At 45.0% G+C, this 24,266-nt stretch carries 23 protein-coding genes and 1 tRNA gene; 7 read left to right on the top strand and 17 right to left on the bottom strand.

Features of this window, described 5'->3' with window-relative positions; genetic code table 11:
• Nucleotides 1-48: 48 nt before the first annotated feature.
• The 4 genes from ATB78_RS17145 to ATB78_RS17130 form a co-directional block, all read right to left on the bottom strand.
• Nucleotides 49-804, bottom strand: coding sequence for a 5'-methylthioadenosine/adenosylhomocysteine nucleosidase (locus ATB78_RS17145; protein WP_009704133.1), 756 nt, complete (start codon nucleotides 802-804; stop codon nucleotides 49-51).
• Nucleotides 805-1,161: 357 nt separating this feature from the next.
• Entirely contained in the window at nucleotides 1,162-1,860 is a 699-nt protein-coding gene (locus ATB78_RS17140) for an aspartate/glutamate racemase family protein (protein WP_061009444.1), read from the bottom strand.
• Between the two features lie 8 nt (nucleotides 1,861-1,868).
• Nucleotides 1,869-2,486: an NUDIX hydrolase gene (locus tag ATB78_RS17135; protein ID WP_061009442.1), complete on the bottom strand. Its 618-nt coding sequence runs from the start codon at nucleotides 2,484-2,486 to the stop codon at nucleotides 1,869-1,871.
• A gap of 188 nt (nucleotides 2,487-2,674) precedes the next feature.
• The gene (locus ATB78_RS17130) at nucleotides 2,675-3,085 is read right to left on the bottom strand and encodes an NUDIX domain-containing protein (RefSeq protein WP_061009577.1); all 411 of its coding nucleotides are present in this window, start codon (nucleotides 3,083-3,085) and stop codon (nucleotides 2,675-2,677) included.
• 574 nt (nucleotides 3,086-3,659) lie between these two features.
• Between ATB78_RS17130 and ATB78_RS17125 the strand changes: the two genes are divergently transcribed.
• The 3 genes from ATB78_RS17125 to ATB78_RS17115 all read left to right on the top strand — a co-directional run bounded on the left by ATB78_RS17125 (nucleotide 3,660) and on the right by ATB78_RS17115 (nucleotide 5,334).
• Entirely contained in the window at nucleotides 3,660-4,304 is a 645-nt protein-coding gene (locus tag ATB78_RS17125) for a murein L,D-transpeptidase catalytic domain family protein (RefSeq protein WP_020197530.1), read from the top strand.
• 209 nt (nucleotides 4,305-4,513) lie between these two features.
• The gene (locus ATB78_RS17120; RefSeq protein WP_038895379.1) at nucleotides 4,514-4,921 is read left to right on the top strand and encodes a hypothetical protein; all 408 of its coding nucleotides are present in this window, start codon (nucleotides 4,514-4,516) and stop codon (nucleotides 4,919-4,921) included.
• Between the two features lie 95 nt (nucleotides 4,922-5,016).
• Nucleotides 5,017-5,334 carry a hypothetical protein gene (locus ATB78_RS17115; protein WP_009704127.1) on the top strand — a complete coding sequence of 106 codons (318 nt, stop codon included), beginning with the start codon at nucleotides 5,017-5,019 and terminating at the stop codon, nucleotides 5,332-5,334.
• An 85-nt stretch (nucleotides 5,335-5,419) separates the two neighbouring features.
• Here the strand turns inward: ATB78_RS17115 and ATB78_RS17110 are convergent, their stop codons facing one another.
• From ATB78_RS17110 to ATB78_RS17090, 5 genes are all read right to left on the bottom strand, one after another.
• Entirely contained in the window at nucleotides 5,420-6,097 is a 678-nt protein-coding gene (locus ATB78_RS17110) for a VTT domain-containing protein (RefSeq protein ID WP_005435728.1), read from the bottom strand.
• A 49-nt stretch (nucleotides 6,098-6,146) separates the two neighbouring features.
• Nucleotides 6,147-6,554: a hypothetical protein gene (locus tag ATB78_RS28545; RefSeq protein WP_081096616.1), complete on the bottom strand. Its 408-nt coding sequence runs from the start codon at nucleotides 6,552-6,554 to the stop codon at nucleotides 6,147-6,149.
• A 141-nt stretch (nucleotides 6,555-6,695) separates the two neighbouring features.
• Nucleotides 6,696-7,079 carry a hypothetical protein gene (locus tag ATB78_RS17100; RefSeq protein ID WP_061009438.1) on the bottom strand — a complete coding sequence of 128 codons (384 nt, stop codon included), beginning with the start codon at nucleotides 7,077-7,079 and terminating at the stop codon, nucleotides 6,696-6,698.
• A gap of 178 nt (nucleotides 7,080-7,257) precedes the next feature.
• Complete coding sequence (locus tag ATB78_RS17095) at nucleotides 7,258-7,722, bottom strand: hypothetical protein (protein WP_061009436.1); 465 nt, start codon at nucleotides 7,720-7,722, stop codon at nucleotides 7,258-7,260.
• Entirely contained in the window at nucleotides 7,715-8,383 is a 669-nt protein-coding gene (locus ATB78_RS17090) for a helix-turn-helix domain-containing protein (RefSeq protein ID WP_061009434.1), read from the bottom strand. The genes ATB78_RS17095 and ATB78_RS17090 overlap by 8 nt, the downstream gene beginning before the upstream one ends.
• Before the next feature lie 489 nt (nucleotides 8,384-8,872).
• On the opposite strand from ATB78_RS17090, the gene ATB78_RS17085 reads away from it, so the two are divergent.
• From ATB78_RS17085 to ATB78_RS17075, 3 genes are read left to right on the top strand one after another with little or no spacing between them, the layout of a single operon-like run.
• The gene (locus ATB78_RS17085; protein ID WP_061009432.1) at nucleotides 8,873-10,978 is read left to right on the top strand and encodes a hypothetical protein; all 2,106 of its coding nucleotides are present in this window, start codon (nucleotides 8,873-8,875) and stop codon (nucleotides 10,976-10,978) included.
• A 19-nt stretch (nucleotides 10,979-10,997) separates the two neighbouring features.
• Nucleotides 10,998-12,050 carry a two-component system response regulator gene (locus tag ATB78_RS17080; protein ID WP_061009431.1) on the top strand — a complete coding sequence of 351 codons (1,053 nt, stop codon included), beginning with the start codon at nucleotides 10,998-11,000 and terminating at the stop codon, nucleotides 12,048-12,050.
• Nucleotides 12,050-15,613 carry a response regulator gene (locus tag ATB78_RS17075; protein ID WP_061009429.1) on the top strand — a complete coding sequence of 1,188 codons (3,564 nt, stop codon included), beginning with the start codon at nucleotides 12,050-12,052 and terminating at the stop codon, nucleotides 15,611-15,613. Before ATB78_RS17080 ends, ATB78_RS17075 begins: the two co-directional genes overlap by 1 nt.
• 82 nt (nucleotides 15,614-15,695) lie before the next feature.
• On the opposite strand, the gene ATB78_RS17070 is transcribed toward ATB78_RS17075, so the two are convergent.
• Complete coding sequence (locus ATB78_RS17070; protein WP_061009427.1) at nucleotides 15,696-16,214, bottom strand: DUF4136 domain-containing protein; 519 nt, start codon at nucleotides 16,212-16,214, stop codon at nucleotides 15,696-15,698.
• 328 nt (nucleotides 16,215-16,542) lie between these two features.
• On the opposite strand from ATB78_RS17070, the gene ATB78_RS17065 reads away from it, so the two are divergent.
• Nucleotides 16,543-16,617 (top strand) — tRNA-Gly (locus tag ATB78_RS17065).
• A 186-nt stretch (nucleotides 16,618-16,803) separates the two neighbouring features.
• On the opposite strand, the gene ATB78_RS17060 is transcribed toward ATB78_RS17065, so the two are convergent.
• The 7 genes from ATB78_RS17060 to ATB78_RS17030 form a co-directional block, all read right to left on the bottom strand.
• Nucleotides 16,804-17,211 carry a hypothetical protein gene (locus tag ATB78_RS17060; protein WP_061009425.1) on the bottom strand — a complete coding sequence of 136 codons (408 nt, stop codon included), beginning with the start codon at nucleotides 17,209-17,211 and terminating at the stop codon, nucleotides 16,804-16,806.
• A 103-nt stretch (nucleotides 17,212-17,314) separates the two neighbouring features.
• A complete protein-coding gene (locus tag ATB78_RS17055; RefSeq protein WP_045483255.1) occupies nucleotides 17,315-18,172 on the bottom strand; it encodes a sterol desaturase family protein in 858 nt (285 codons plus the stop codon).
• A gap of 9 nt (nucleotides 18,173-18,181) precedes the next feature.
• Nucleotides 18,182-19,192: a DUF2804 domain-containing protein gene (locus tag ATB78_RS17050; protein ID WP_061009423.1), complete on the bottom strand. Its 1,011-nt coding sequence runs from the start codon at nucleotides 19,190-19,192 to the stop codon at nucleotides 18,182-18,184.
• Between the two features lie 151 nt (nucleotides 19,193-19,343).
• Nucleotides 19,344-20,225 (bottom strand): LysR family transcriptional regulator, encoded by an 882-nt coding sequence (locus ATB78_RS17045; protein WP_061009421.1) that lies wholly within the window; start codon nucleotides 20,223-20,225, stop codon nucleotides 19,344-19,346.
• 76 nt (nucleotides 20,226-20,301) lie between these two features.
• Nucleotides 20,302-20,769, bottom strand: coding sequence for an OsmC family protein (locus ATB78_RS17040; protein ID WP_061009419.1), 468 nt, complete (start codon nucleotides 20,767-20,769; stop codon nucleotides 20,302-20,304).
• Between the two features lie 121 nt (nucleotides 20,770-20,890).
• Entirely contained in the window at nucleotides 20,891-23,254 is a 2,364-nt protein-coding gene (locus ATB78_RS17035) for an ATP-binding protein (protein ID WP_061009418.1), read from the bottom strand.
• Nucleotides 23,247-24,224 carry a cytochrome c peroxidase gene (locus ATB78_RS17030; RefSeq protein WP_061009416.1) on the bottom strand — a complete coding sequence of 326 codons (978 nt, stop codon included), beginning with the start codon at nucleotides 24,222-24,224 and terminating at the stop codon, nucleotides 23,247-23,249. The genes ATB78_RS17035 and ATB78_RS17030 overlap by 8 nt, the downstream gene beginning before the upstream one ends.
• Nucleotides 24,225-24,266: the final 42 nt, after the last annotated feature.

Here is a 24,266-nt window from a genome sequence, read left to right as displayed (position 1 = left end):
CTGCTTTTTCGTGTTCTCAAAAGACAATTTAACCTAGTGAACGTTTTCTCACATGCGCTTTAGCATATTGAGGGTAATGTTCGCTGAGTTGTCGGCCGTTGCTTTTTTAAGATCCGAGTAGACAACATCTGCCGAACCATCCGCTTTATCTGAAATCGTACGGATAACCACGTAAGGTACTTTGAACGCATCTGCTACTTGGCCTAATGCTGCGCCTTCCATTTCCACAGCCATTGCGTTGTATTCTTGGTAGATACCCGTCACTTTCACTTTGCTTGCAATGAACTGGTCACCAGATGCGATAACGCCACGGTAAACACTCTCTTTGCCAAGCGTATCAACGGCTGCATCAAATGCGTATTTTTGCAGTGTTTTATCTGCGTAGAAGTAACGCTCTTCGTAATCAGGCAGTAGACCTTTCGGCATATTGAATGCGGTTAGGTCAACATCGTGCTGAACCAAACGTGTAGAAACCACGACATCTAACGGGTCTAATTTAGGATCGCTAGCACCAGCAATACCCGTGAAGATCAGTTGGTCAACGCCGAAAGATTCAATCAGAAGAGTAGTCGTCATTGCTGCATTGACCTTACCTACGCCAGATTTTGTCACGACAACGGTTTTGCCCTCTAACTCACCCGTGTAAAAGCGATGGCTACCAATTTTCTTTACTTGTTGGTTTTGGATTTTTGGCAGTAGCGCTTCAACTTCGACATCCATCGCACCGACGATACCGATGGTCGAACCTGCAACGGAAGGAAGTGAGTACGCAGCAAGCATTAGAGCAAGAGATTTCTTCAACATGGGAATCCTGAAATGTAATACGCGCCACCAAAGTGTGACGCGACGCAAATTATACAATACATCCCCAAGAGAGCAATCGTTTGCATCAATCAACTAATACTGATTGATTAAGAAATTCTCAATTAATGAGAACGACTTAGCCATTTTTACTTTTTAAAGGAGAAACCACACGATCTTTAACCCGGATCGTCGGCATAAAATAATCGCAAGCTGCACGGTTCGCATCCGTTGGATGACCCCAAGCCCCGCAAATATCAGCGCTGCTCTTCTGTCTCGTAAACTGGCGACATTGTCCGCATCGATAATTCATAACTCTTCCCTGAGCAATTTAATCCTGTCGATCAATTCTGTAGAGAATTACGCTTCATTCAGCGCAGCTTCTACCGCGGCCTTAGCGTGAATCTCTGTTGTATCGTAAAGCTTCACGCCTGTGTGTTGAGGTTCAACTAACATCGCAATCTCAGTACAACCAAGAATGACCGCTTCAGCGCCCTCTTCAACTAACTTATCGATTATAGCGAGGTACTGTTGACGAGAATCCTCAAGCACTTCTCCTTTGCACAGTTCGTTATAGATAACCTCATGAACAATCGTTTGGTCATCTGAACTCGGTACAACGACATCAACACCAAATTTATCGATGAGTCGCTGTTTATAGAAGTCTTGCTCCATGGTAAAACGCGTACCAAGTAAACCAACCTTCTTAATGCCATCCGCCACCAGCTTCTCAGCGGTCGAATCAGCAATGTGAACAAGCGGTACATTGACAGCTTGCTGAATTTGGTCCGCGACTTTATGCATGGTATTAGTACAAATCAGAATGAAGTCCGCACCGCCTGCTTCCACCGATTTTGCTGCTTGGGAGAGAATCGTAGCCGTGTCATCCCATCGACCTTGATGTTGAAGTGTTTCAATTTCGGCGAAATCGACACTGTACAGACAGACTTTTCCAGAATGTAACCCACCTAGACGCGCTTTTACTTCACGGTTAATGATTTGGTAATAGTTCGCGGTAGACTCCCATGACATACCACCAATTAGACCTATCGTTTTCATTTTCTTCCTTAATCGACGTGTACTTGAAAATCTTCACTGTAAAAAGCATCGAAGACCATTTCAATATCTCTTGGTAAAACTCGACTTTGCGAAAGTGGCGGAATCTTATGCTGCGCGAAGAAATCGATTTCCGAAACTTCAATGTTCTCTTTAGGCTCACCAGAAACGTATTCACACAAAAAGAACATCTTATAGATGTGGAATGGATAAGGCGGCTGATAGTCATGCATCGCTCTGTCGCGAATCGCAATCAGTTTCGGTCTTGCAACCACGAGGCCAGATTCCTCCAACACTTCGCGTACCACCCCACTACTTGGCGTTTCACACACGTCAGCCCAACCACCAGGCAACGTCCACCCTCCGTCTTCGCGCTCTCTTACGAGAAGTATCTTGCCATCTTTTATCACCCCAGCACGTAGGTCGACTTTGGGTGTTGGATAGCCCGTTTCAGGGATAAACAAGTTTTGAATATCGGCAACTGACTTATCGCTGATGTCAGCAAACATCTGATGAGCGATGTCTTCTACCGTTTTAAATCGCTCTAGATCGTAAGCATCTTTACTGTATGCTTCCCCTGCTTGAGCAATCGCCTGCAGCTGCTTTGCCCAATCTAACCACTTCGACATACACTTCCCTTTTTCAACTTACCTTTGCAGAAACTAGCATAACCAACTGAAAGCAAAGTTTATTTTTGATCAAGTTTTCGCAAAGTATTTATCCGCTATATTTTGTTCACAAGATAATTCGAATATTTTCGATATTTACAATTCAATCAAAAATATTATTACTCGTCACAAATATTATTTATGGAACTTCATTTATTAAACACAGTTCTTAGCGCTGTATTTAATCGAAGATATTCACTTAATGCGACGCGATCGACTTCCGTCGAGACTGGTGCATTTATTATTGGATACCAGTTAACAGATTCCGCTTCTAAACTCTGAATATCACCTTTCCAATTGGTCACCACATAATAGTGAATCAATTGCAGTTCTGTAGTTGGGTGATATAAAGAACATAAATAACCAAATTGAAGTGGCTTGATATTGAGCTCTTCTTCCAATTCTCTAAACAACGTTTGTTGTTGCGTTTCGTTAAACTCCATATGACCGCCGGGTATTGCTATTGCCCCAGGGTCAGATTCCTTATCCTTTGCTCTAGTTTCCAGCAACACTTGATCGCCCTTAACTAAGATAAATGAGACACACTCATGAACTTCCATCTTCATCGCCCTTTGATAACAGTTTTCTAGCAAACTAACATAAATTATTTCGATGATGTGAACAGCAATAGTCAATAAATTGACCACATACAACAACCTAGCTACACGTTTAGTTGAATATGCAGAATTAGGTATTCGCTTAATCTATCAATTGTCTGTAGCCGGGTAATGATTTGTTACGACTAGGATCACAGTCTAAAAAATTTTTGCACAATGCTAAGTATGAAATAAATACATTGAATTCAAACGGTATTTTTATTTCATTTATAATTAAACGACGTTTTATTAGCACCACAGCTTAGCAAATCACGGTAAACACAGTTTTATTAATTACCCAAATCGGCTAGTATTTGTCTTGAAGATTTTTAAAGTCATCGATTAACCTCTCAATGTTGATTAATTTCAGCGAGTTAGTTGGCAGAACTCTGCCAAATACCAAAAATGGCTCGGTAATACGTGTCACTACGCATAATAGGAAACGTTGAGAATAGAATTAAATTGATGTGCATGCTGTATTAACGACTGCAAGACGCAATCGCTGAATTTGCTACACCAAGAGTTTTATTTAGTACAAATGAAAAAGCTATTTTTATTATTGATATGGACATCGCTTACGGTTTCACCTTTTGCCTTTGCTCACCACTCATCAGCGAAAGCAACGGAAACTAAAGCTACCAAGCAACTTGTTGAAAAGACATTTAAAGAAGCCAATTTGGAAGGGGTCATCGACTTCAGTTTATTCAACGATGCATTTTTAGCTTACAAAAAAGCACATGACCGTAAAAAGCCAGTATTAACCATCATCGACTACAGTAAACCCTCTACTGAAAAACGCTTTTATGTGGTCGATTTAGATAAGAAAAAACTTATCTTTAATACCTACGTTTCTCACGGCGTAAATAGTGGTAAAAAGACTGCGACAAAGTTTTCTAACGTAGTGAACTCTCGTAAGACTTCTTTAGGTACGTTCTTAACTGATACCACTTACTATGGTTCTAACGGATACTCGCTGCGACTCGATGGATTAACATCTGGTGTCAACGACAAGGCACGTGAGCGTTACATCGTGGTTCATGGCGCAGACTACGCAAACCCTTCTTTTATCAAGAAGAATGGCTATCTTGGCCGCAGTTGGGGTTGCCCAGCACTGCCGCAAAAGTTATCACGACAAATCATTGATACCATTAAAGGTGGTAGCGTTATCTACGCCAGCGCTTAACGCCGCTTTTACAAAGTTCAAAAAGGGAGCAGATTTGCTCCCTTTTTTAATAGACAAAAAACTGTTCATCCTGTTAACAAGTCGCTAGTATACGCAAGCGCCACCAATTGGCAGCAAACGAATGTCGATTCCATCTTGTGTTAGGGTTAGTTTTGGTTCACGTATTTCGCCTACTGCTTTTGTTGTCACTCTCCCTGTTCTCAGGGCAGATGTATGCTGCGCAAAATCATGAATCTGCAGATACCAACTACACCGCTTCCGAGGCGTTCTACAAACTTACGCTACATGACTATCATGCGTTAAAAGTCCCTTATCGAGCTTGGAATACTCGTGATGCTTGGAGCCCTGATGGTTACTACCGCCACTTAAAGCGCGACCTGTTGGGTCTACTGCCTTGCCGTCGAGCTTCTGGCAACGATGGCGAATTGACATTGAGCGTCCTACCCGAGTATCACCTTCTGGTCGCTTTTTTGTCCCCTTCCTTATTGGATATCGCACTCAAAGCCACACCTTTGCCAAATCGTGCACAGTTATCGGCAAGCAAAAGTGCATTTCATCTTCCGGGATGGAAGCAAGCCAATTTACTTTACGTGTTTAAACACAGTCGCGAGGCTTAGCTCGCACATTGACTGTACTGAGATTAATACGGATACCTTCAGTACTAGCCAAGGATGATCTCATCTTTACCCTGAATTAACTCGAGATCCTGATTATGAAAAAAATCGCGACTATCGCCGTTTTGGCTCTAACAACCTTATTCGCTGCGACGTCACAAGCAGCAAAACCTGAAGATATGAGTAATAGTGCGCTTCTAGAGTGTGCAAATGCTTCTAACGCTCGTGCAGCCGTTCCTGAGCATCGTGCTATGTTTCGTCATTACTTAATGGCTGAGCGCGGCTATACATTCAGCCAGCTCTCTTCTGCGGAGACCGAATTCAAAGCACAAGGCATGGATGAAACGAAGATGGAACAGTTCTACAAAACTGAGTGTAAGGAAGCAGGCGAATACCTTTACAATATCGGTTACTGATTCGCGCTCATTGTAAGCAATGTAAATACAGAAAAAGGCGCTGTGATAGCGCCTTTTTTGCTTTTCAAATTTCTTACCAGAACAATTATGGCAGTTGTGGAGTTGTTTTTGATTTGCTCCAAGCCTTGCGAACTTTCACCAATACAAAACTCATGATGGCAATGGTTAGGGTAATAACCGGTGCAGCCATCAATCCCATGGTCACAATCTTGTTTAGCTTTTCTGGTAACAATGGTAACAACAGGCCAAGACCGCACAGCAGTAGTGTCCAGAGAATCGCACTCAGCCACGCAAAGTAATGGAACTTGCTAACACGGTTCACACGTAATCCCATCATCAATGGCAGCAACGAACGCACCACTGGAATAAAACGCGCGCAAAATAGCGCAATCAAACCATGCTTACCCAGCAGCATGTCCACTTGTTCTAAACGCTTCGCTGGTACTGCATTCACCCAGCCTTGTACTTTCGGCAAGCGGTTTAGCCATTTACCTTGCAAATATGCTGCCCAACTGCCCATTGCTGCACTGACTACAATCACCAACATGATCATAACTGGGTCAAGCACTCCAACCGCTGCCAATGTACCAGAAAGTACGACCACGCTGTCACACGGGAATGGGGCTGCGGGGATAAACCCACTTTCAAGGAAAATAAGTGCACCAACTACAAAGTAAATCAGCCCTGCACTACCCGGCGCCATCAGCGCGGTAAAGTCTTGGTGCCACAACGCAAACAACACCTGAGTAATCGAATCAAACATAGCAAACTCCTAAACATCACAAATAAATTTAAAAACGGATGAATAGGCATCACCTAGAATGCATGAAGCGATATATGAGATTGGATTCTTGTCCTGTCCCAAGTCGATATTTCGAGCGAGGATAAAAGACATCTATAACTGGCATGGCCACTTTTGATACAAAGCGTTTATTAGAATCCGCAACTACTGTTAACCAGCGTGCAGGTACTACATCAAAGTCATCAGATACTGGTGATGTATTGGAATGGTTAACGCGCAGTGCGTTTCGACTGAATAAGCTGGCGGCAATTTTACGAGATGGTGAGAATGGTGCTTTCTCAAGATGCGCTTCACCATCAATTAAAGAAGAGGTGTAGCTGACCGCGTGGGAAAGTTTTGGTGACGGTGAAGCCTGACTCAATCCAAAAGCCATCAGCGCAACAACAAGCCCTAACACACTGACTAGGTAAGTACGCACAGAATTCACCTAAACCACAACGATACGCTGTTGTAACTCCATGCGTGTTGATTTGCAATCTAAATTCTCAGTTGATAGTAAAAAGAGAGTTTTGCAAACCTTTGGGCGTACATTTCATGCTCAAAAGGCCTCAAAAGTATTCTAGGTGATACCGGATAACCGAGAAGCAATCTTAGCAACCACTTGAGCAACAAACTCAAGTTTACAGCGCCCTAATAATGCACCAGCCGTTGCTTCTGCCAACATACGTATTTCGTTTGAGTTGATGCCAAGCCTTGTCAGCTCATTTAACTCAAACAACAAACCCGACTCTTGCGAACTTTTCTCTCCGGGCAGAGAAACCACGTTAATGAAAATGCCAACGGATGCTAAGCGATTACAAGCTGATGCAGAACCCTCTTCATGATGCCACTTAACCATCACTTTATTCGCTTGCGCGTTTTCATCTTTGAGCTTACAAACTTCAAGCCCTTCATCAATCAAGCAACGCGCAAACAAGTTCGCATTATCAACATCACTTAGCATTGTCTTGTTCCTTCTATCCAAAAGCAGCTTCTTTAATACTTCTGTCGCTACTTTAAAAATAACGTTCGCGCCTTAGTGAGTAATTTAGCGTTAAATAATGGCGGTACTGTTTGTTCCCATCGAAAAGCAGCGCTTCAGGAGCTAGCTAATTCACTGATGAAACGCGAGTTCTTTATAGTCACCTCATCACCATGGCAAACAAATCCATTTCCCCTTCTAACTGCCCTTCAATAACGTTGTTTTCCGGGAAGTTTTCGAAGATAAACACACGCTCGCCCAGCGGCTCTACGTGGTAAAAGAGAACGTTGTATCCCGAGAAGATTTCGTTATATCTGTCCGTCTGGTTGTTTGTGCTGCCACCATCAATGCGGTTTCGGTCATAGATGATGTATATCACCTGCTTGCCAAACTTCATTTGCCTTGCCATTACCTGCCACTTGGAAACTAGTTCATTTTGCTCGTTGAGAAGAGAATGGAGCACCACCACCTTGCCGCGGTAGCAGGTGACAAACGTTTTTTGATGTTCAGCATTTTCCACCGAGAGGTCATAGCGACAACCAGCACCATTGACCAGCCCATATAAAAGAAAAGCGGTAGTTAAGATGAAGCCAAGAAATGCGCCGCGTTGTAGTAGCTTAGTCATGATATGCCCCCTCATAACGCTTGCCGTTTGATGAGACGAAAATGGATGAGCCTTGCTCTGCTTTCAGCTCAGAGTCGACATCCCCTCGAATTGCACAGACTTTGGATTGGCCGACAACCTCGCAATCAACTTGAACCCAAGAAAAGCTGAAATACGACGCCACAAACACCACATACAACAGCGATAACCAGGCGCAAATGACGCTAATCATGTTGGAGTTTGTTTCAATACGTTTATTGATATTATGTTCAGGCTTGGATGCAACGACTTGCTCTGTTACTTCTTCAACTTGTTCTGAATGCGACTCTCCAGCCCCCATACACTCTACTTCCAGTTGATAACCTTGGCGGGGGACATTAACGATCTTGATCTTTTCCGGTTCGAGTACTTTACGCAGGTTTGAAATCGCGACAGGTAACGAGTTGGAACCGATGATCTCGGGGTTTCCCCACGCTGCGCGAATAAGGGCATCTTTGGAAACCACTTTGCCCAAGTTGGTAACTAACGTTTTTAAGACATCACTTTCTTTCGTTGTAATGTTGTAGCGTTTACCGCTTTCCACGATGAGTTCACACGCGTGCTGTTGCACCTTGAGTAAACACGACCCTACTTGAACTTCGTGTGCTTCAAATTCCTCGAATACAGGGCTGGTAATCTTCATTGCGACCCCCACTTTTATCCATCCTGTTTAGGAATTAGCAAAAGCTAAGCCAAGCCCTAAAAGTATCACCGCGACAACCTCTGTCCATTGAGGCGATACCTATTGAAGTCGCTGTCCAGCAGTCAGCTGGCGTCAGTAATAGATGAGCATGAGGAAGATTGCTCTCATCTACTTGGGCGCTAGGTTCTGAGTTCTGGGTTCTCAAATTGAATGTCAAAAAGAGAATTTTTGTCTCAAAGAAGAAACCTAGGCGGATAAATGAGCAATAAATTACTTATTTTATCCGGTAATTTTCATCAATCATTAGTGCCCAGCGAGATTCACGACTGGTTCACTCGCTAAATACACACTTGGTATGCCTTATGCTTCTTCAGTGTGTAACCCCGTCAGAAATAAGAGTTAGCCGACAACAAAAACAACACAACCGCTAAAGGCTAGTGAAACAAAAACGAATCCAGTCGCTTGTAAGTTCACAACTCGGAATCATTTATGAAAGCACTTTTATTGTTAGTCACATGCTCGACGCTTTTTCTTACTGCCTGTAATGACACCGAAACAGGCACGGAAGTCGTTACGCCACCGCAACAACAAGAAGTTGAACTGCCGAAAACCCCAGACGTAGAACCGACACCAGACCCAATTCAACCGCCAGAGAGTGAAAAACCACCACTTCCGCCCGTCGATACGCCTCCAGTTTTGCCACCAAAGGCTGAACCGAAACCTGATCCGGTGCCAGAAAAGCAGCCTGACCAGAATCAGAACAAACAACCTGACGAGAATGCAAAACCGCAGCCTGACCAGAATCAGAACAAACAACCTGACGAGGATACAAAACAGCAGCCTGATCAAAACCAGGACAAACAACCTGAACCACCAGTTATTGCGCCAGACCCAACACCTGTGCCTGTGCCGCCAAGTGCCTTTACTTTAAGCGCGCCAACTTCCGTGAGTGGGAAAACGTTCTTGTTTCAGTGGCAAACCAGTCAAAACGCTGACGAGTACACGTTGTGCAGAAAAAACACGACAGCAACGGATAACTGCGACGTCTTGTCTAGTGGATTAACCGAGACCAATAAACAAGCTGAGCTCAACAGTTTGTTATCCACCAACGAGACGTATTTCGTGGTGGCTAGTAACAAAGATGGTAGCCAGAAAAGTAACGAAGTATCGATTGAACCAAGCGCTTTATTGAATGCTATTGGCTTGTTGAAAGCTTCTAACACCGACAGTAACGACAATTACGGCAACGCTGTCGCGGTGAGCAACGATGGCTCGACTATCGCAGTGAGTGCTTTCAAAGAAAGCGGCATAGCCAATGATCCTACTGCAAACAGCGCTGCCCTATCTGGAGCGGTGTATGTTTATCGAAAAACAAACGGTATTTGGAACGAAGTTGCTTACCTTAAAGCGCCGAATGCCGATGACAAAGATGAGTTTGGTTACGCGATTGCTCTGAGCGGAGATGGCAATACGCTTGCTGTCAGCACAATAAACGAAGCCTCGTCTGCAACGGGTATCGATGGCAATCAATTGGACAACTTAGCGCCAGCGTCCGGTGCTGTTTATCTATACGTTAACGGTGGTTCTTCTTGGCAATCGCAAGCTTACATTAAATCCTCAAACAGCAACCTTGTTGATTCGTTTGGCTTCTCAGTATCACTGGATTCAGACGGTACGACGTTACTTGTTGGTGCGCCTGGAGAAAGCTCCTCAGCTCAATCCATCAGTGGTGACGAGACAGATAACACAGGTAGTTTGTCTGGTGCTGCCTACGTGTTTGAACTGCAAAATAGCCTGTGGGCGCAAACCGCGTACTTGAAGTCAACAAACTCAGACAAGCTTGACTCGTTCGGATACGACGTGGCGCTAAGCGAAGACGGATTAACCGCGGTAGTCGGCTCTCCGGGTGAAGATTCAAATACCACAAGCGTCAATGGTAACGAGATGGACAATAGCAGCGATAACTCAGGTGCGGCCTATGTCTTTGTTCATAACGGTACAACTTGGGCTCAAGATTCCTATTTAAAAGCCTCAAACTCGGATTCTGAAGACCAGTTTGGACACTCAGTCGACGTAAACTCAGATGGCACCGTGATAGCGATTGGCGCTTTCAACGAAGCGTCTGACAGTGAGATAAACGGCAATGAATCAGACAACTCAACTTCTGGCGCTGGAGCCGCTTACCTCTTCTACAAATCGCAAGCGGGTTGGCAACAAGAAGATTACATCAAAGCCGTTAACTCCGATGCTTCTGACCACTTCGGTTCCGATGTTCAACTGAGCAGCGATGGCAAAGCGCTCGTTGTTGGCGCCCCAAATGAAGCCTCATCTAGCCAAGGTTTGGATGGTGACGTGCAATTGAATGACGCAAGTACAGCTGGTGCAGTTTATCTCTTTACCGATGTTGAAGGAACTTGGCAGCAAACAGAATACATCAAATCCCTCAATACAGATGCAGGCGATGGATTTGGCAGCGTTATCGCCATCAGTGGTGATGGTAATACCTTGATCGTCGGCGCAAAAGACGAAGCGTCTGACGGGTCTGATTTCAACGACAACAGTAGCTCGGGTTCGGGCGCAGCTTACATCTACTAAACGCAAAAGGAGATGAACCATGCTAACGACTAAACCTACCGTCTTGGTCATTGACGATACACCCGAGCACATTCAGATCATCTCTAACGTGCTGAATGAAGAATACCAAGTTAAAGCAGCGATCAACGGTGAACGCGGCTTGCAAATTGCACTTCAAGAGCCAAAACCTGACCTCATCTTGCTCGACATTGTCATGCCTGCAATGAACGGTTTTGAGGTATGTAAGCGTTTGAAGTCTAACCCTTTGACTAGCGCTATTCCGGTCATGTTTTTAACCGCGCAATCCGATGACGATGATGAACAGTTCGGCTTTGATATTGGTGCGGTTGATTACATCACCAAACCGATTAGCCCAGCCATACTTCGGGTAAGGGTACGTTCACAATTACTGGCTTACAGTAAAAGCCGAATGCTAGCAGCTCAAGTCAAAGAAAAAACCGCCCTTCTTGCTCGAAACCAACTCGAGATCATCAACTGCTTAGCAAGGGCTGGCGAGTACAAAGACAACGAAACAGGCATGCACGTGATTCGAATGAGCCACTACAGCCGATTGCTAGCAGAAGCCATTGGCGCTGATGAGGAATGGTGCGAGCTGCTCTTTACCGCCGCCCCCATGCATGACATCGGTAAAATAGGAACACCCGATGCAGTTCTACTCAAGCCCTCTCGACTGGATGAAGATGAATGGGAAGAGATGCAACGACACGTGGAATATGGTTATGAGATCCTCGGCAAGCACGATTCTCCTCTCCTGAACCTTGCGAGAGAAGTCGTCATCGCGCATCACGAGAAGTGGGATGGAAGCGGTTACCCGAAAGGTATTTCTGGGGAGCAGATTCCCCTTTCTGCTCGAATCGTTGCCATTGCAGACGTGTTCGACGCTTTAACCAGTGAACGACCTTATAAACGAGCATGGTCGATTCCCGAAGCATGCGCGCTTCTGACTAAGGAATCGGGTACCCACTTTGACCCAAAACTGGTACCTGTTTTTATCTCTCTCATTCCTGAAATCAAAAAAATCATGGCGCGTTATTCCGATGTTGAACCCCAAGCCTTAAGAGTTAACGCGTAATGACCAGAGAAGGCGAAAACAAAGTCTCGAAACAAGCAAAACGAACCCTATTGAGTTTCGGGTTCGTTATCGTGCTGTTTTGTATCGTGGGCTTGTTCGCTGGTTTCAGTATCAATAAAACCTTTGGTTCAATTGAAAGGTACGGTCTCGCGGGGCAACTCTTGCTAGCACTTGATAACGCGAGATTATATGAGCTCACCTACACACGCGACCGCCAGTTGGAAGACGCAGCTAAAGCAGAGCGTTTTATCGAAGAAACCAAAAAACTCGCGCAGAGCTTTGAAGATAACTCAGTGTCAAACGACCTCATCGATGAATCTTTACTTAGCTACGTAGAAGATTATCAAGAGCTCTTCACCCAATATAAAACCCTCACAGAACAACAGAAACAAAGCCTTTCTGTGATGGAAAAGGATGCGACAACCGTTGCCACACAAACCCGAGAGTTACAAAAACGCCTCGCTTCGAAAGTCGTATCAGACAAACAGGAAGAGCTTCAAAACCGAGACATGATGGTTCGTGTGGCCGAGCACGAATCACTCAGCTACGAGATAAACTTAACCGCCCAGTCCATTCGCTCTGCGAGTCTAGAGTTTCTTCTATTCGGCAGAGACAGGGATCTCAACGATGCCATCAAGTACACGGACGAGCTTGAGCAGCTCACAGAAACGCTCTCTGAAGCGCTGCACAACAAATACGAATTAACCCTCGTTCAAGCGCTAAAGAACTCCCAAAAGCGCTACTCATCAGCCTTAAGCTTGGTAAATCAAAGCGCAGACAATGAAGCCACGTCTAAAAACCTGAGAGCCTCTTCGGAACAACTTGCTCGAAGCGTTGATGCATTGCGTGAACGCATCAGGCAGGATCTGATTCAAGCGCAAGCCAATGCCTCCAACCTAGAAAGTGACATGAACATGAGCCTTGAAGCAGGTATCCAAGCAACGCTACTTAAACAATCGGTCGGTAAGGCAAGACAAGCAGATCGCGACTTCATGATTTCGACTCGAGCCGAAGAAAAGGAAAAACACAAACTGATTGTTTTAGAGGCGTTGGCGAAAGCGCAAGCACATACGCGAAGCATCCAATCTTTCCTGGTTGAAGAGAGCAATAATGCGCTGTTTGAATCTGTGCCTAGCTCTATTGAGGCTTATAAGCTGCACTTTTTAGATGTCGTCGAGGTATCCCAACAACTGAACAATATTGCAGGCAAAATGGTCATGGCCGCGACCAAAGCAGACGACCAGCTTGATCATTTAAGAGAGCTGCGTTTTGCCGAGGTGTCGCAATTCAAACAAGTGTCGCAATATCTCATTTATTCGGCGTTCGTGTTCATTTTAGCAATCATCTTACTCGCCTATACCATGCGTCGCTCCCAAATTGAACTTCAGGCCATGGCGGCGACATTGCAAGAAGCACGTGATGACGCCGAATCTGCCAACCAAGCCAAATCGAGCTTCCTAGCCAACATGAGTCATGAGATCAGAACGCCGATGAATGCCATCATAGGCATGAGTCATCTTGTTCTTGAATCAGAGCTCAATAAACACCAAAAGAACTACATTGAGAAGGTGCATCGTTCAGCGAAATCTTTGTTGCGATTGTTGAATGACATATTGGACTTTTCGAAAGTAGAAGCAGGAAAACTAGAGCTCGAACGTACGCCCTTCTCTCTCGATGAATTACTCGATCAAGCTATCGATATTTTGTCAGTCAAATCACAGGATAAATCTCTCGACCTATTACTTTCTGTCGATCAGAACTTACCGCAAACCTTGATAGGTGACCCTTACCGCGTCAAGCAAATCATTCTCAACTTAGGGTTTAATGCCATCAAGTTTACTCATCAAGGTAAAGTCACATTGCGTTTGAATCTGCTTCATAAAACCAAGAAATACAGTACGTTGGAGTTAGTTGTCGAGGATGAGGGTATCGGCATGACACCCGGACAGATCAACAAGCTGTTTAATAGTTTCTCTCAAGCAGACACTTCAACAACGCGCAAATACGGTGGTTCAGGGCTCGGTTTGGCCATTACGAAAAACATCATAGACTTGATGAAGGGGACAATCTCAGTGACCAGCACGCTTGGAAAAGGCTCAACCTTTAAGGTTCAATTCGAACTCGAATATTGCAATGAAGACGTTCCGTGTCCAAACTTCGACCACGTGCCTAACCGCGCGTTTTTGATCGATGCTTGTAAAGAGTCTCGCTTGCTTATACAAGGCCAGTTGCAACAACTAAACATCCAATGTGAGGACTTTGCTGACCTAAAAGACATGATAGATTCTGAACTTAAGCTACCTCCACTCCTTTTGGTCACCCTGCCCGCCCAACCCCACTTAATTACCAAGATGCTCTCCCAGCTTCGGAGCCTTGATGTGCCGAATAGCAAAGTGCTTTTGGTCACGAATACCAGTGTTGCGCACGTTCTACACCAACTGGATTCTATTGACCTCAAATACGATGAACTACTCAGGAAACCTTTCACAAACACAGTGCTTTCTGAGTGCTTGGACACCCTTTTCCAAAGTGAGAGTGAAACGCCTTCTCCTGCCACAACAAGCTCAGGCTCAAACTTGGCGAAAAAACGTATTCTTGTTGTTGAAGACCATCGAATAAATCAAGAGTTAGTGCGAGATGTATTAGTCAATGTGGGCTGCGTTGTGCAAATTGCCAACCACGGTAAAGAAGCCTTAGAACTTTTGGTTAAACACAACTTCGATGCCGTCTTAATGGATTGTCAGATGCCAATTATGGATGGATATCAGGCGACCCAAAACATCCGACAGAAGCTAAAGCTTACCGAGTTGCCAATTATCGCATTAACGGCCAATACCTTAGTTGAAGATGAGAAAAAAGCCCTCGATGCAGGCATGAATTGTGTGCTGCATAAACCCATAGATATTCCATTGCTGAAATCGACATTAGCGAAGCTACTGTGTACTGATGGCGGCGATAGTATTGAGACGCAAACGCCTACAAATGAGATGCCAATTGCCATAAAAGAAGCGCTTTCTCAAATACCTGAACTGAATATTGAACAAGGCATCAGAGTCACAGCAGGAAACAGCACGCTGTATCTGTCGGTACTACAAAAGTTTGCTCACCAATACAAATCGTTTAGCTTCGATGAAATGAATACTGACGAGGTAGGCAGAGCTATTCATACCATCAAAGGGCTCAGTGGCAGTGTCGGACTCAAGCAAATTCAAGCGCTATGCACGCAATTGGAAAAAGAGAACGTCAGTGCAAACGACAAAACACTTCTTGTCCAGTCCTTAATGAGCGTCTGTACTCACGTGTTGTCAGCCATTGAAAGCAATACAAAAGAAAAACCCGTTCATATTGACGAATCATTCAATCCAGAGACGTTCGAAATGTTGAAACGCCTACTGCTGAATGATGACACCGAGGTGCTTAATCACTTGAGTAGCGTTCATAGCGGCAAACAGCTCGGATTGGCGGCCTCTTGTTTCGATAAATTTAAAAGAGCAGCGGAACAATATGATTTCTCCCTCGCGCTTGAAATCCTCAATACATCCGATGGTTTGAGTAACTCGTGAGGGAGCAATGATGAAACCCACGATCAAAATAGCCCCGTTCGACTCATGCCGGACGGGGCTATTAGTTCGTGCTTGAGCCGAGCTATTTCTTACCGTAAGGGTAGTTTTCAAACATCTTCATCACTTCTTCCGAGATTAGCTCTTCACGCTTTTCCGTACTCATTGATTCGGTTAGCTTGCGGCTAGAGACACCCTTCCACACCACTTGGTTAGCTTTGGTATCAACAAGTTCAACAACAAGCTTGCCGTACTTCTTCTCTTTATAGCGCTCAGGGCTAGAAGTGATCACGCCAAAGCTGTTCCATCCGTAACCAACGCTAAAGCTAGACCCCGATGACACCAATTCGGACTCTTTGATGATGTCGTGATGCACATAAAGGTCACCGCCACTTTGCTCGCGCGACAGTCCTTTTGATTCCAGTTGAGCAGCCAATCCCTGTTCGATTCTTCGTGCGTCCAAACTGGTTGGAGTTTCAGACTGCTCACCAAAATCAAACGTTTTGTAGGATGAGAAATCCGCTTGCTTGTCGACGTCTGTCGTCACCGTTGTACAAGCCGTTACCGAGATAGCAAACAGTGTTGCCAGTAAACCTTTCCACATACCCTTTCTCCTCTGTATTATCGTGCCGGTCTCTCTCGGCAAATGGTGGTATTCGTTTTTACGTGTGTGGGAAAAAATTGAATCATTTCAACATTTAGTCTTGACCATGAATGCCAAGTGTTCAAATTCAAGACGCGAGAGAGACGAAGAACAGAGTAAATAACTGCCTGAGAAAGAAAACGGTTCGATATTTGGAGTTACCTATCGCCAACGCCATCGCGCGCTTTTTGAGCGAATTGGTATTTATTTGCTCATTAAGCAACTCATTGAGCAAAAAAGACTTTTCTTTTGAATTTAATCTGGCATATTGAATGAGTCCTATCGATGCGCGGGCATCGTATAATGGCTATTACCTCAGCCTTCCAAGCTGATGATGCGGGTTCGATTCCCGCTGCCCGCTCCAAGCTTTCCCTTAAGCTAATCTTTTTCTCAGATTTCCCAAACCTACCCTTTAAATTCTTACTTCACTGCTATCACGCTGTGGCTGTAATCGATCTCTTGTATTTGCTACCTCAAACTGCAGGCATAAAAAAGCCCCTGCAAAATACAGGGGCGCGTCTTCGTTATAATGTTCCCCATATCTTTGGGGTTAATCCAACTGAAGTGTCGTGAACGTGTCGTTTTTCAGCCCGCCACCAGCGCGTTTCTTCATGGTGACTTCGACCGATCGCTTCCCTTCATTGACGCGATAACGTATGGCTTGAGTAAGGTATTTGTCATTTCGCTTCAAGTCTCTAGCGTCAATCTTTAACGTACGATTTTGACGATTTCCCGTGCAGCGATAACCCCAATCATTTTTGCCTTTTTTCAAAGCCAGAAAAATACGTTGCCCTGACGTTCCCGCCGTTTTAATCCCGCGGGGCTGCTTATCTATCGCCATTGCTAACCCTGCTTTACACAGCTGATCTGCACTAAAAGCAGGTGCTGCGTATGCGTACCCAGAGCCGAGCATAGCGGCGGTCATCGTTACAATTGAGAAAACTCGATTAAATGTCATCGTCCGTTCCTTAAAACTTACAAAACACCGTACGCATTAAAACAACATTACCGAATGCTGTCAAGAATAAATAGTATGGCGTTTAGTTAATCATAAGAAACGGCTATTCCAAGGTGTCAGACGGAGGTGCAAACAAACACCGCCAGCGCTGACGCCAAGATAAATTAGGACGAGTCACTTCTTTGAACATGTCTTTCCATTCCGCAAACGTCACGGTAATAGGATTAAAGCTGTTAACAGGTTTTGAAATGCCATAACGAACCGTTTCAACTTCTGGCTCGAATGTACTGAACATGCGATCCCAGATGATCAGCACACCAGCGTAATTTTTATCGATATATTGACGATTCACACCATGATGAACTCGGTGATGAGATGGCGTATTGAAGACCCATTCTAAAGGGCCAAGAGAACGAATCGACTGAGTATGAACAAAGAATTGCAGACCGAGATTGAGCAGAACAACAAACACCACCCACTTAGGATCAAAACCAATAATGACCAGTGGCAACCAGAACAACCACATGCCTGCCAATGGGTACATTAGGCTTTGACGAAATGCGGTACTGAAGTTCATGCGCTCAGAACTGTGGTGCACCACATGTGCTGCCCACATCCAACGGATACGATGGCTTGCTCGGTGGAACCAGTAATAGAAGAAATCTTGTAAGACCATGAGTAACAGGAAGGTAGAAACCGTCATCTCGATATCAAATAAACGCCAACCAAACCACCATAGGTACAGCTTGGCGATAAGCAGCCCTGTTAAGATATCTGTCGCTTGATGAAGCCCAGCCAATACAAAGTTACACACCACTTCGGGTAAGTAATATCGGGCGCTCTCAGGTAATCTTCCACCACGCTGTCCAAACCAATATTCTGCAGCAATGCAAAGAAAAAATATTGGCGCGAGCAACATCAACAATAAATCAGGATGTTCCGTAATTTGTGACCATTCCATAGTCCGTTCCTACCATTTCGCGTAGTGATCTTCGGTGAGTCCCATCACCTCTTCAAGTTCGTGTTTAATGCCATTGCCATCAATCAAATAGCCAGAAAAGTAACCAACAAACTGACGAAAGTTACTCTTCAAAAACCAGAAGTTCTTTTTCTCTGAACGCTGATTTTTAGGTTTGAAGATCAGGTCGATGCGCTTGTCTTGTGACGTAATTCGCCATGACGCTTCTTGATGCAGGCGAGAAAATTCGAATTGGACAGGTGGCATCAAATGCCGTTCGCCATCAATCCAAATCACGTTTTCACAATGTCCGGTTTCGTTGACTCCAGCAGCAAAGTTCAGCCCTATCCGTTTGTCTTCACTGTAATGATTAATGCTCGCCCATCGCCAACTGGTTTCCCGTCGCATATACCCGGCAGAGAAGTCATACCCAGCGACTGCGTTGGTTAAATCTTGTGGTTGCCCTTTCACACTCATTTCACCTTGAACAGCGAGCGCGTTGTGTTTTTGGGTGTAGGTCCAGCCGGAATACGCGGTTGGCGTGCAGAGCATCAAAGGCAAGCTTTCTGACTCAGGTTTTAACCTCAAATCAGCTTGAATAAGGTCTGTTGAAAGCTGTATGTGCCAGAGTCCGTTTTCAATCTTGAATTGAATGTCATCATTAGCGAGATAGGCTTGGCTGTTCCAACTAGAAGGTTGTGTTTGATAACCCATGTTGAGCGGTTTTAGCCACTGCTGCTCAACGAGCTCATGGGTTTCTGTATCAAACACACAGCAAAAGCCAGACGCCAAATAGCGAATATCGGCAATCGCAACACCAATGATGTATTTCTCTGTCACGATCGAGACGAACTGGAACTGCTTATAGTCGAATCGCTTTCGCCAACTCGATGCAGGCTGGTCCATCTCATTAAGATACTGAAACGCATCCAACTGAAGCGATTCGGGAATCGATGCTAAATGACCAAATTGAGGTAATCCATTCGCTTGAATAAAGGGATTCAAAGGCGTTTGCACATCCATGCTCGCTATTAATCAATGACACACCATTCGATATTAACATTAATTTAACAACAAACAGTTTGCGCCACTGCACAACATTGGTTCAGTTCTTGGCTTCAAATGAGCTGAAATGTGAAACCAGTCACCCATATTCAAACCATTGAACGGTTAATTAGAGCTTTAACTTGGGTTGGATGAAATCAAGGAAAGCGGAAATACGCAATGAGACAGATGAAGATTTGTAGTAAACCGCATTGATCTGTTCACGACCAGTATTGGTGATCTTATCCGATTCCAATACCGGCACTAAGCGCCCCTCTTCCATGTCTTTACGCACCATAAAACCGGACAAACACGCAATGCCATTGCCTGCTAGCGCCAATTGACGAATGGTCTCACCGTTACTGGAAAGCAAATTAGGCTCAATCTCTGGTGCGCCTTTTAATGGCAATTTGTTGAGGGTCTTCGGCTCAGTGAATCCGATAATGTCGTGATGAGCAAGGTCAGTTGGCTTTTGTGGAATCCCTCTGTGTTTGAGGTAATCCGGTGAGGCAACCAAATACAACTCGCTCTTACCCAATGCTCTTGCATGCAAAGTAGAATCAGACAGTTTACCGATACGGATCGCCACATCTGTACGCTTTTCTAATAGATCAACGAAACCTTCGTTGGACTTCAGCTCCAATTCAATCTGCGGATAGGCTTCACGGAAAGGTTTAATCAGGTCAACAAGTTGATGGAAGACGAATGGGCTTGCGGCATCCACACGCAGTGTCCCTTGAGGTGTTTCTCCTAATGAGAGAATGCACTCTTCCGCCTGCTGAATGTACTGCATTGCAGTGCGCACATGCTCGACAAAACGGCGACCTTCATCGGTTAACTCAACGCGGCGTGTGGTGCGGTTTAGTAAAGAAACGCCAAGCTGCTGTTCAAGACGACTGACTGAACGAGAGACTCTTGCCACTTGCACATCTAATGCTTCTGCCGCAGCGGAAAAGCCACCACAGTCTACAACCGTTAATAGGATTTCTAGATCATCGGAACGCGTTAACATCGTCTTACCTCACTTTTGTTGCTGTAACCATAATTGAGGAGAGACTTTTGTCAATATTGAAATAATCTAAACGACACTAATCGAGAATTTCGGTCACGACTTCGGTCTTTACAGAATTGGCGATAAAACAGTTCTCATGAGCCAGATGATGCATTTTTTCTAACTGTTCACGTGTCGGCTGTTTATCTCCAGAAAAAACGATGCGTGGTCTCAGCACAACTTTAGAAACCCACTCTTTGCCGTTTTCTCCTGCCGTCAGTTCCCCAATTGCTTCGTCCACGTACGAATCAATTACGTAGCGACGCTTAGCGGCAATAGGGAGGAAAACCAACATATGACAACTCGATAACGCAGCAATAAACGCTTCTTCTGGATCGACGTTTTCTTCTACCGAAAGTGGTAGCGGAACAACTTGAGGAGATGGGGATGCAGGAACGGTAACGCCACCGTCAAACTGCCAGACGTGTGCTCGGCTGTATTGATTGTCGCTAAAGATTTCGTTGGTCTGGCGCTGCCATCGGATAACTGCGGTGTGTGTACTCATTACCATCCCTTGTGCTGTGGGGTTTTGCCTAATAAGGCGACTCTCCATAAATTAGAGCCCCAAGTAAACCACAGTACAAGGCGTGCCCCAAGAGCGGGGATGAAATACGTGCGCTAAGCCATTAAATCACCTGATTTGTGTCTGCCTGTTGTTTGCGAGATTGGTCAATCAAACGTTGCCCTTGATGCACATTCACCTGCAATCGGTTAATCAACTTTTGCAGTTGTTCAATATCCGGAATTTGTTTGTTTTTCACTTGGGTTTCAATTTCAAGCGCTTGATTTGCTAGCGTATCCAAACCTAAGTTTAACGCCATGCCTTTGGTGGTATGTAAGGTGCAGTGGAGCGCTTCAAGATCTTCCGCCATAAAGAACTCAATCAACTCGTCGACCGACTTCTCAAAGTCATTCACTATGCTTTCTAACAAATCCACCAAGGCTTCTGGCTCCTGCTTGAGGATCTCGACCGTTTCTGAGTGAGTCAGTTCCTCTTCAGTCAGTCTAAGCTTCTCAATCGGCTCACGGTGCAATTGAACAATATTGTCAGCTTGCTCTGTTGCATCATCACCTTGGGTCGGCAAACGCGAAGCAAACTGCTTGAGTGCGTCAGCAAAACTCTCTCGTTGCAGCGGCTTGGTCAGTACATGATCCGCCCCTGCTTCAATGAAGTTATCGTGCGCTTCTCTAAATACATCGGCGGTATAAGCAAACAATAAGGTATTCACGCCAAGTTTTTCGCGGATAAAGCGGGTCGCCTCAACCCCGTTCATCTCCGGCATGTGATTATCCATAAGAATCAAATCATATTGGTTCTCTTGTGCTTTCTTAGTCGCAATTAGACCATTCTCAGCAATCTCGACCGTATGCCCTAACTTCTCACAGAACCCTTTCGCCACAATCGCATTGACCCGATTGTCTTCGGCTAGAAGAATGTGCAGGTTACGTTTGTTTTCGCGCTGAACTTTAACTTTGGTATCCGCCGCTTTAGGTAACGCCTTCTCTTCCCAAGGTATTGGCAGTTCGACTAAAAACTGAGTACCAATGCTCTCTACGCTCTTAAGCTTGACCTCACCACCCATCAATTCTGTTAGCTTTTTCACAATCGCTAAACCAAGCCCTGTGCCACCAAACTTACGTGTGGTGGAAGTATCTGCTTGCTCAAAGGAGTTGAAGATACGGTCTTGCTTGTCCGCCGGAATACCAATGCCCGTATCGTTGATAGACAGCAATAAGCGCTTTCTTGATTCATCCAATTCTGCTCGAATCAGTACATGCCCATCACTGGTGAACTTGACCGCATTACCTGCAAGGTTAAACAGGATCTGTCGAATGCGCGCACAGTCACCATTAAACTCGATGTTTTCTGGTACTTCGTTCTCGACGTAAAGCTGAATGTTTTTCTCTTCGATTAAAGGCTGAATCGCACTACAAACTGGCGTGAGGACTTGGGGTAAATTGAATGGTGCGGCTTCAAGCTCCAACTTATTCTCTTCAACTTTGGAGAAATCCAAGATGTCATTAAGAATCGTCATCAGATGTTGACCAGAGTCCAAAATCACCTGAACGTGCTCTTTCGTCCCCTTCTCCTTGGTCTCACTGGCGATGATTTGCGAAATACCTAACACCCCATTCATTGGCGTTCTTAGCTCATGGCTCATGGTTGCTAAGAATTGTGACTTGGCTTTCGCCGCCCGCTCCGCTTTTTCTGTGGCTTCGGTTAAGTCATCATTGAGTTGCTTCAGCTTGTTCACACGGTGCTGAGTTTGCAGCACAAATACCGCTACCAAAGAGATAATGGATAACAGAACGAACACCCACGTAAGCCTTGCTTCACGCTGAGCAATCTCTAAAAGTTGATGCTCCGAGTATTCAACAAATTCAAAATAGTGACTCTCCAAAATCTTGTTGGTGAGCAACTCAATTTTGCGTTCGCTCTCTCGCAATCGATCAAGGAATAAGGCGATATTTTGGCTTTGCGCGTTCTCCCCCTCTAGGGCGGCATTGGTCAAGAATTCAAAATAATGCTGTTCGAGCCAAGCATCTTCATTGGTGACTTCAAACTGCTGCTTATAAATGTTGTGCAGAGTGTGCATTTCATATTGGTTTGCCACTTGAACGCCAACCAACATATCTAGCGTCTGCGTCGCATCGCGTACCTTGCCATCGAATTGGGCGACGATGTTTTGCACGCGCGTTTTGGTTGGGGTGAAACTAAACCAAATGGATTGCTTGAAATCCGTACACAAATTCTCGGCGGCAATCTCTAATTCCACCAAGCTTTGGGTGATTTCGTAGTTCTTTCGCTCTCTCAAAGAGTAACGATTCACGACACTGTCACGAGACTCAATCAAATGGTGACCAATCTCAGATAACGAAGTATGTAGACCATGTGTGTTTTTGGAATTCACATGCGTCATGTACGCCAGCACCATCATTGCTGCAATAACGATGAAAAGAAAGGCGTTGAGTAATCGGAATTTATTCATTTTCAAACACCTCTAAAATCGCGGGTCTCGGCGCCGTTAACGTATTTAAGAACGCTTCGATGTCTGCCACTTTGTCGTCACTCATGGTCACTCCCAGTTGGGTTTGCGACATGATCTGAATGGCTTCGGAAAGCTCATCGACTTGCCCGTTGTGGAAGTAAGGACTGGTTTGCCCCACGTTACGTAAGCTCGCGACTCGGAAATAGTACTTATCCTCACCATCCGTTGTTCTTAAGTGACGCCCTGTATCGAGCCTTTCATTTTGGGCTCGGAAGTAGGAAAAGCGCTGAATCATTGAACCACCGACATTCTTACCTTGATGACACTGAACGCAACCGACTTTTTGAAACGTATTCCAACCCCGAATTGCTTGTTCATCCAAAGTGTGGGAGTAGCCGAGTAAATAAGAATCAAAAGGCGCGCCTGGCGTTTGCAGTCCTCTAACGAACTCAACAATGGCACCTTTGATGTTGTTAACTGTGATCGCTCGATTGTCGGCTTGCTTAAATAGATCTTGGTAAGAAGGTTTCGACTTCACATATTGTTCTATGTCCTGCCAGTTCGAATCCATCTCTAACGGGTTTTGCACCGGACCGTCGATTTGAGCCATCAAAGAGTTCGCTGTGCCATCCCAAAGAAAACGATAATTTAAAGCCGCATTAAAAACAGTAATCGAGTTACGGTTGCCGACACCATTCACGCCAGTAGAAACCGCGGTTGGTTCTGCACCGTTAGTTGAAAGATCATGGCAGGTTTCACAACTGATAGTCCCGTTGGAAGATAAGTTTGGATCTCGGAACAAGTGCCAACCAACTCGAGCTAGATCCGTGTCGATATTAGGTTCGCCATCAATTGGTTGCACCAACTGAAAATTCACTTCGTCATCATGCGTTGCACCAGCAATAACCGAAGCACTAAAACCTATCATCAAACATCCACATAACCCTTTTGTGGTAAGCCTTTTGTTCATAATTCTGGGTGTCCTTACCTAGCCTCTTAATATGAACTTAGT

Origin of the sequence: Vibrio sp. CUB2 (assembly GCF_001557945.1) — a bacterium.
GTDB lineage: Bacteria > Pseudomonadota > Gammaproteobacteria > Enterobacterales > Vibrionaceae > Vibrio > Vibrio owensii.
This window is presented reverse-complemented; position numbering and strand designations above follow the sequence as displayed.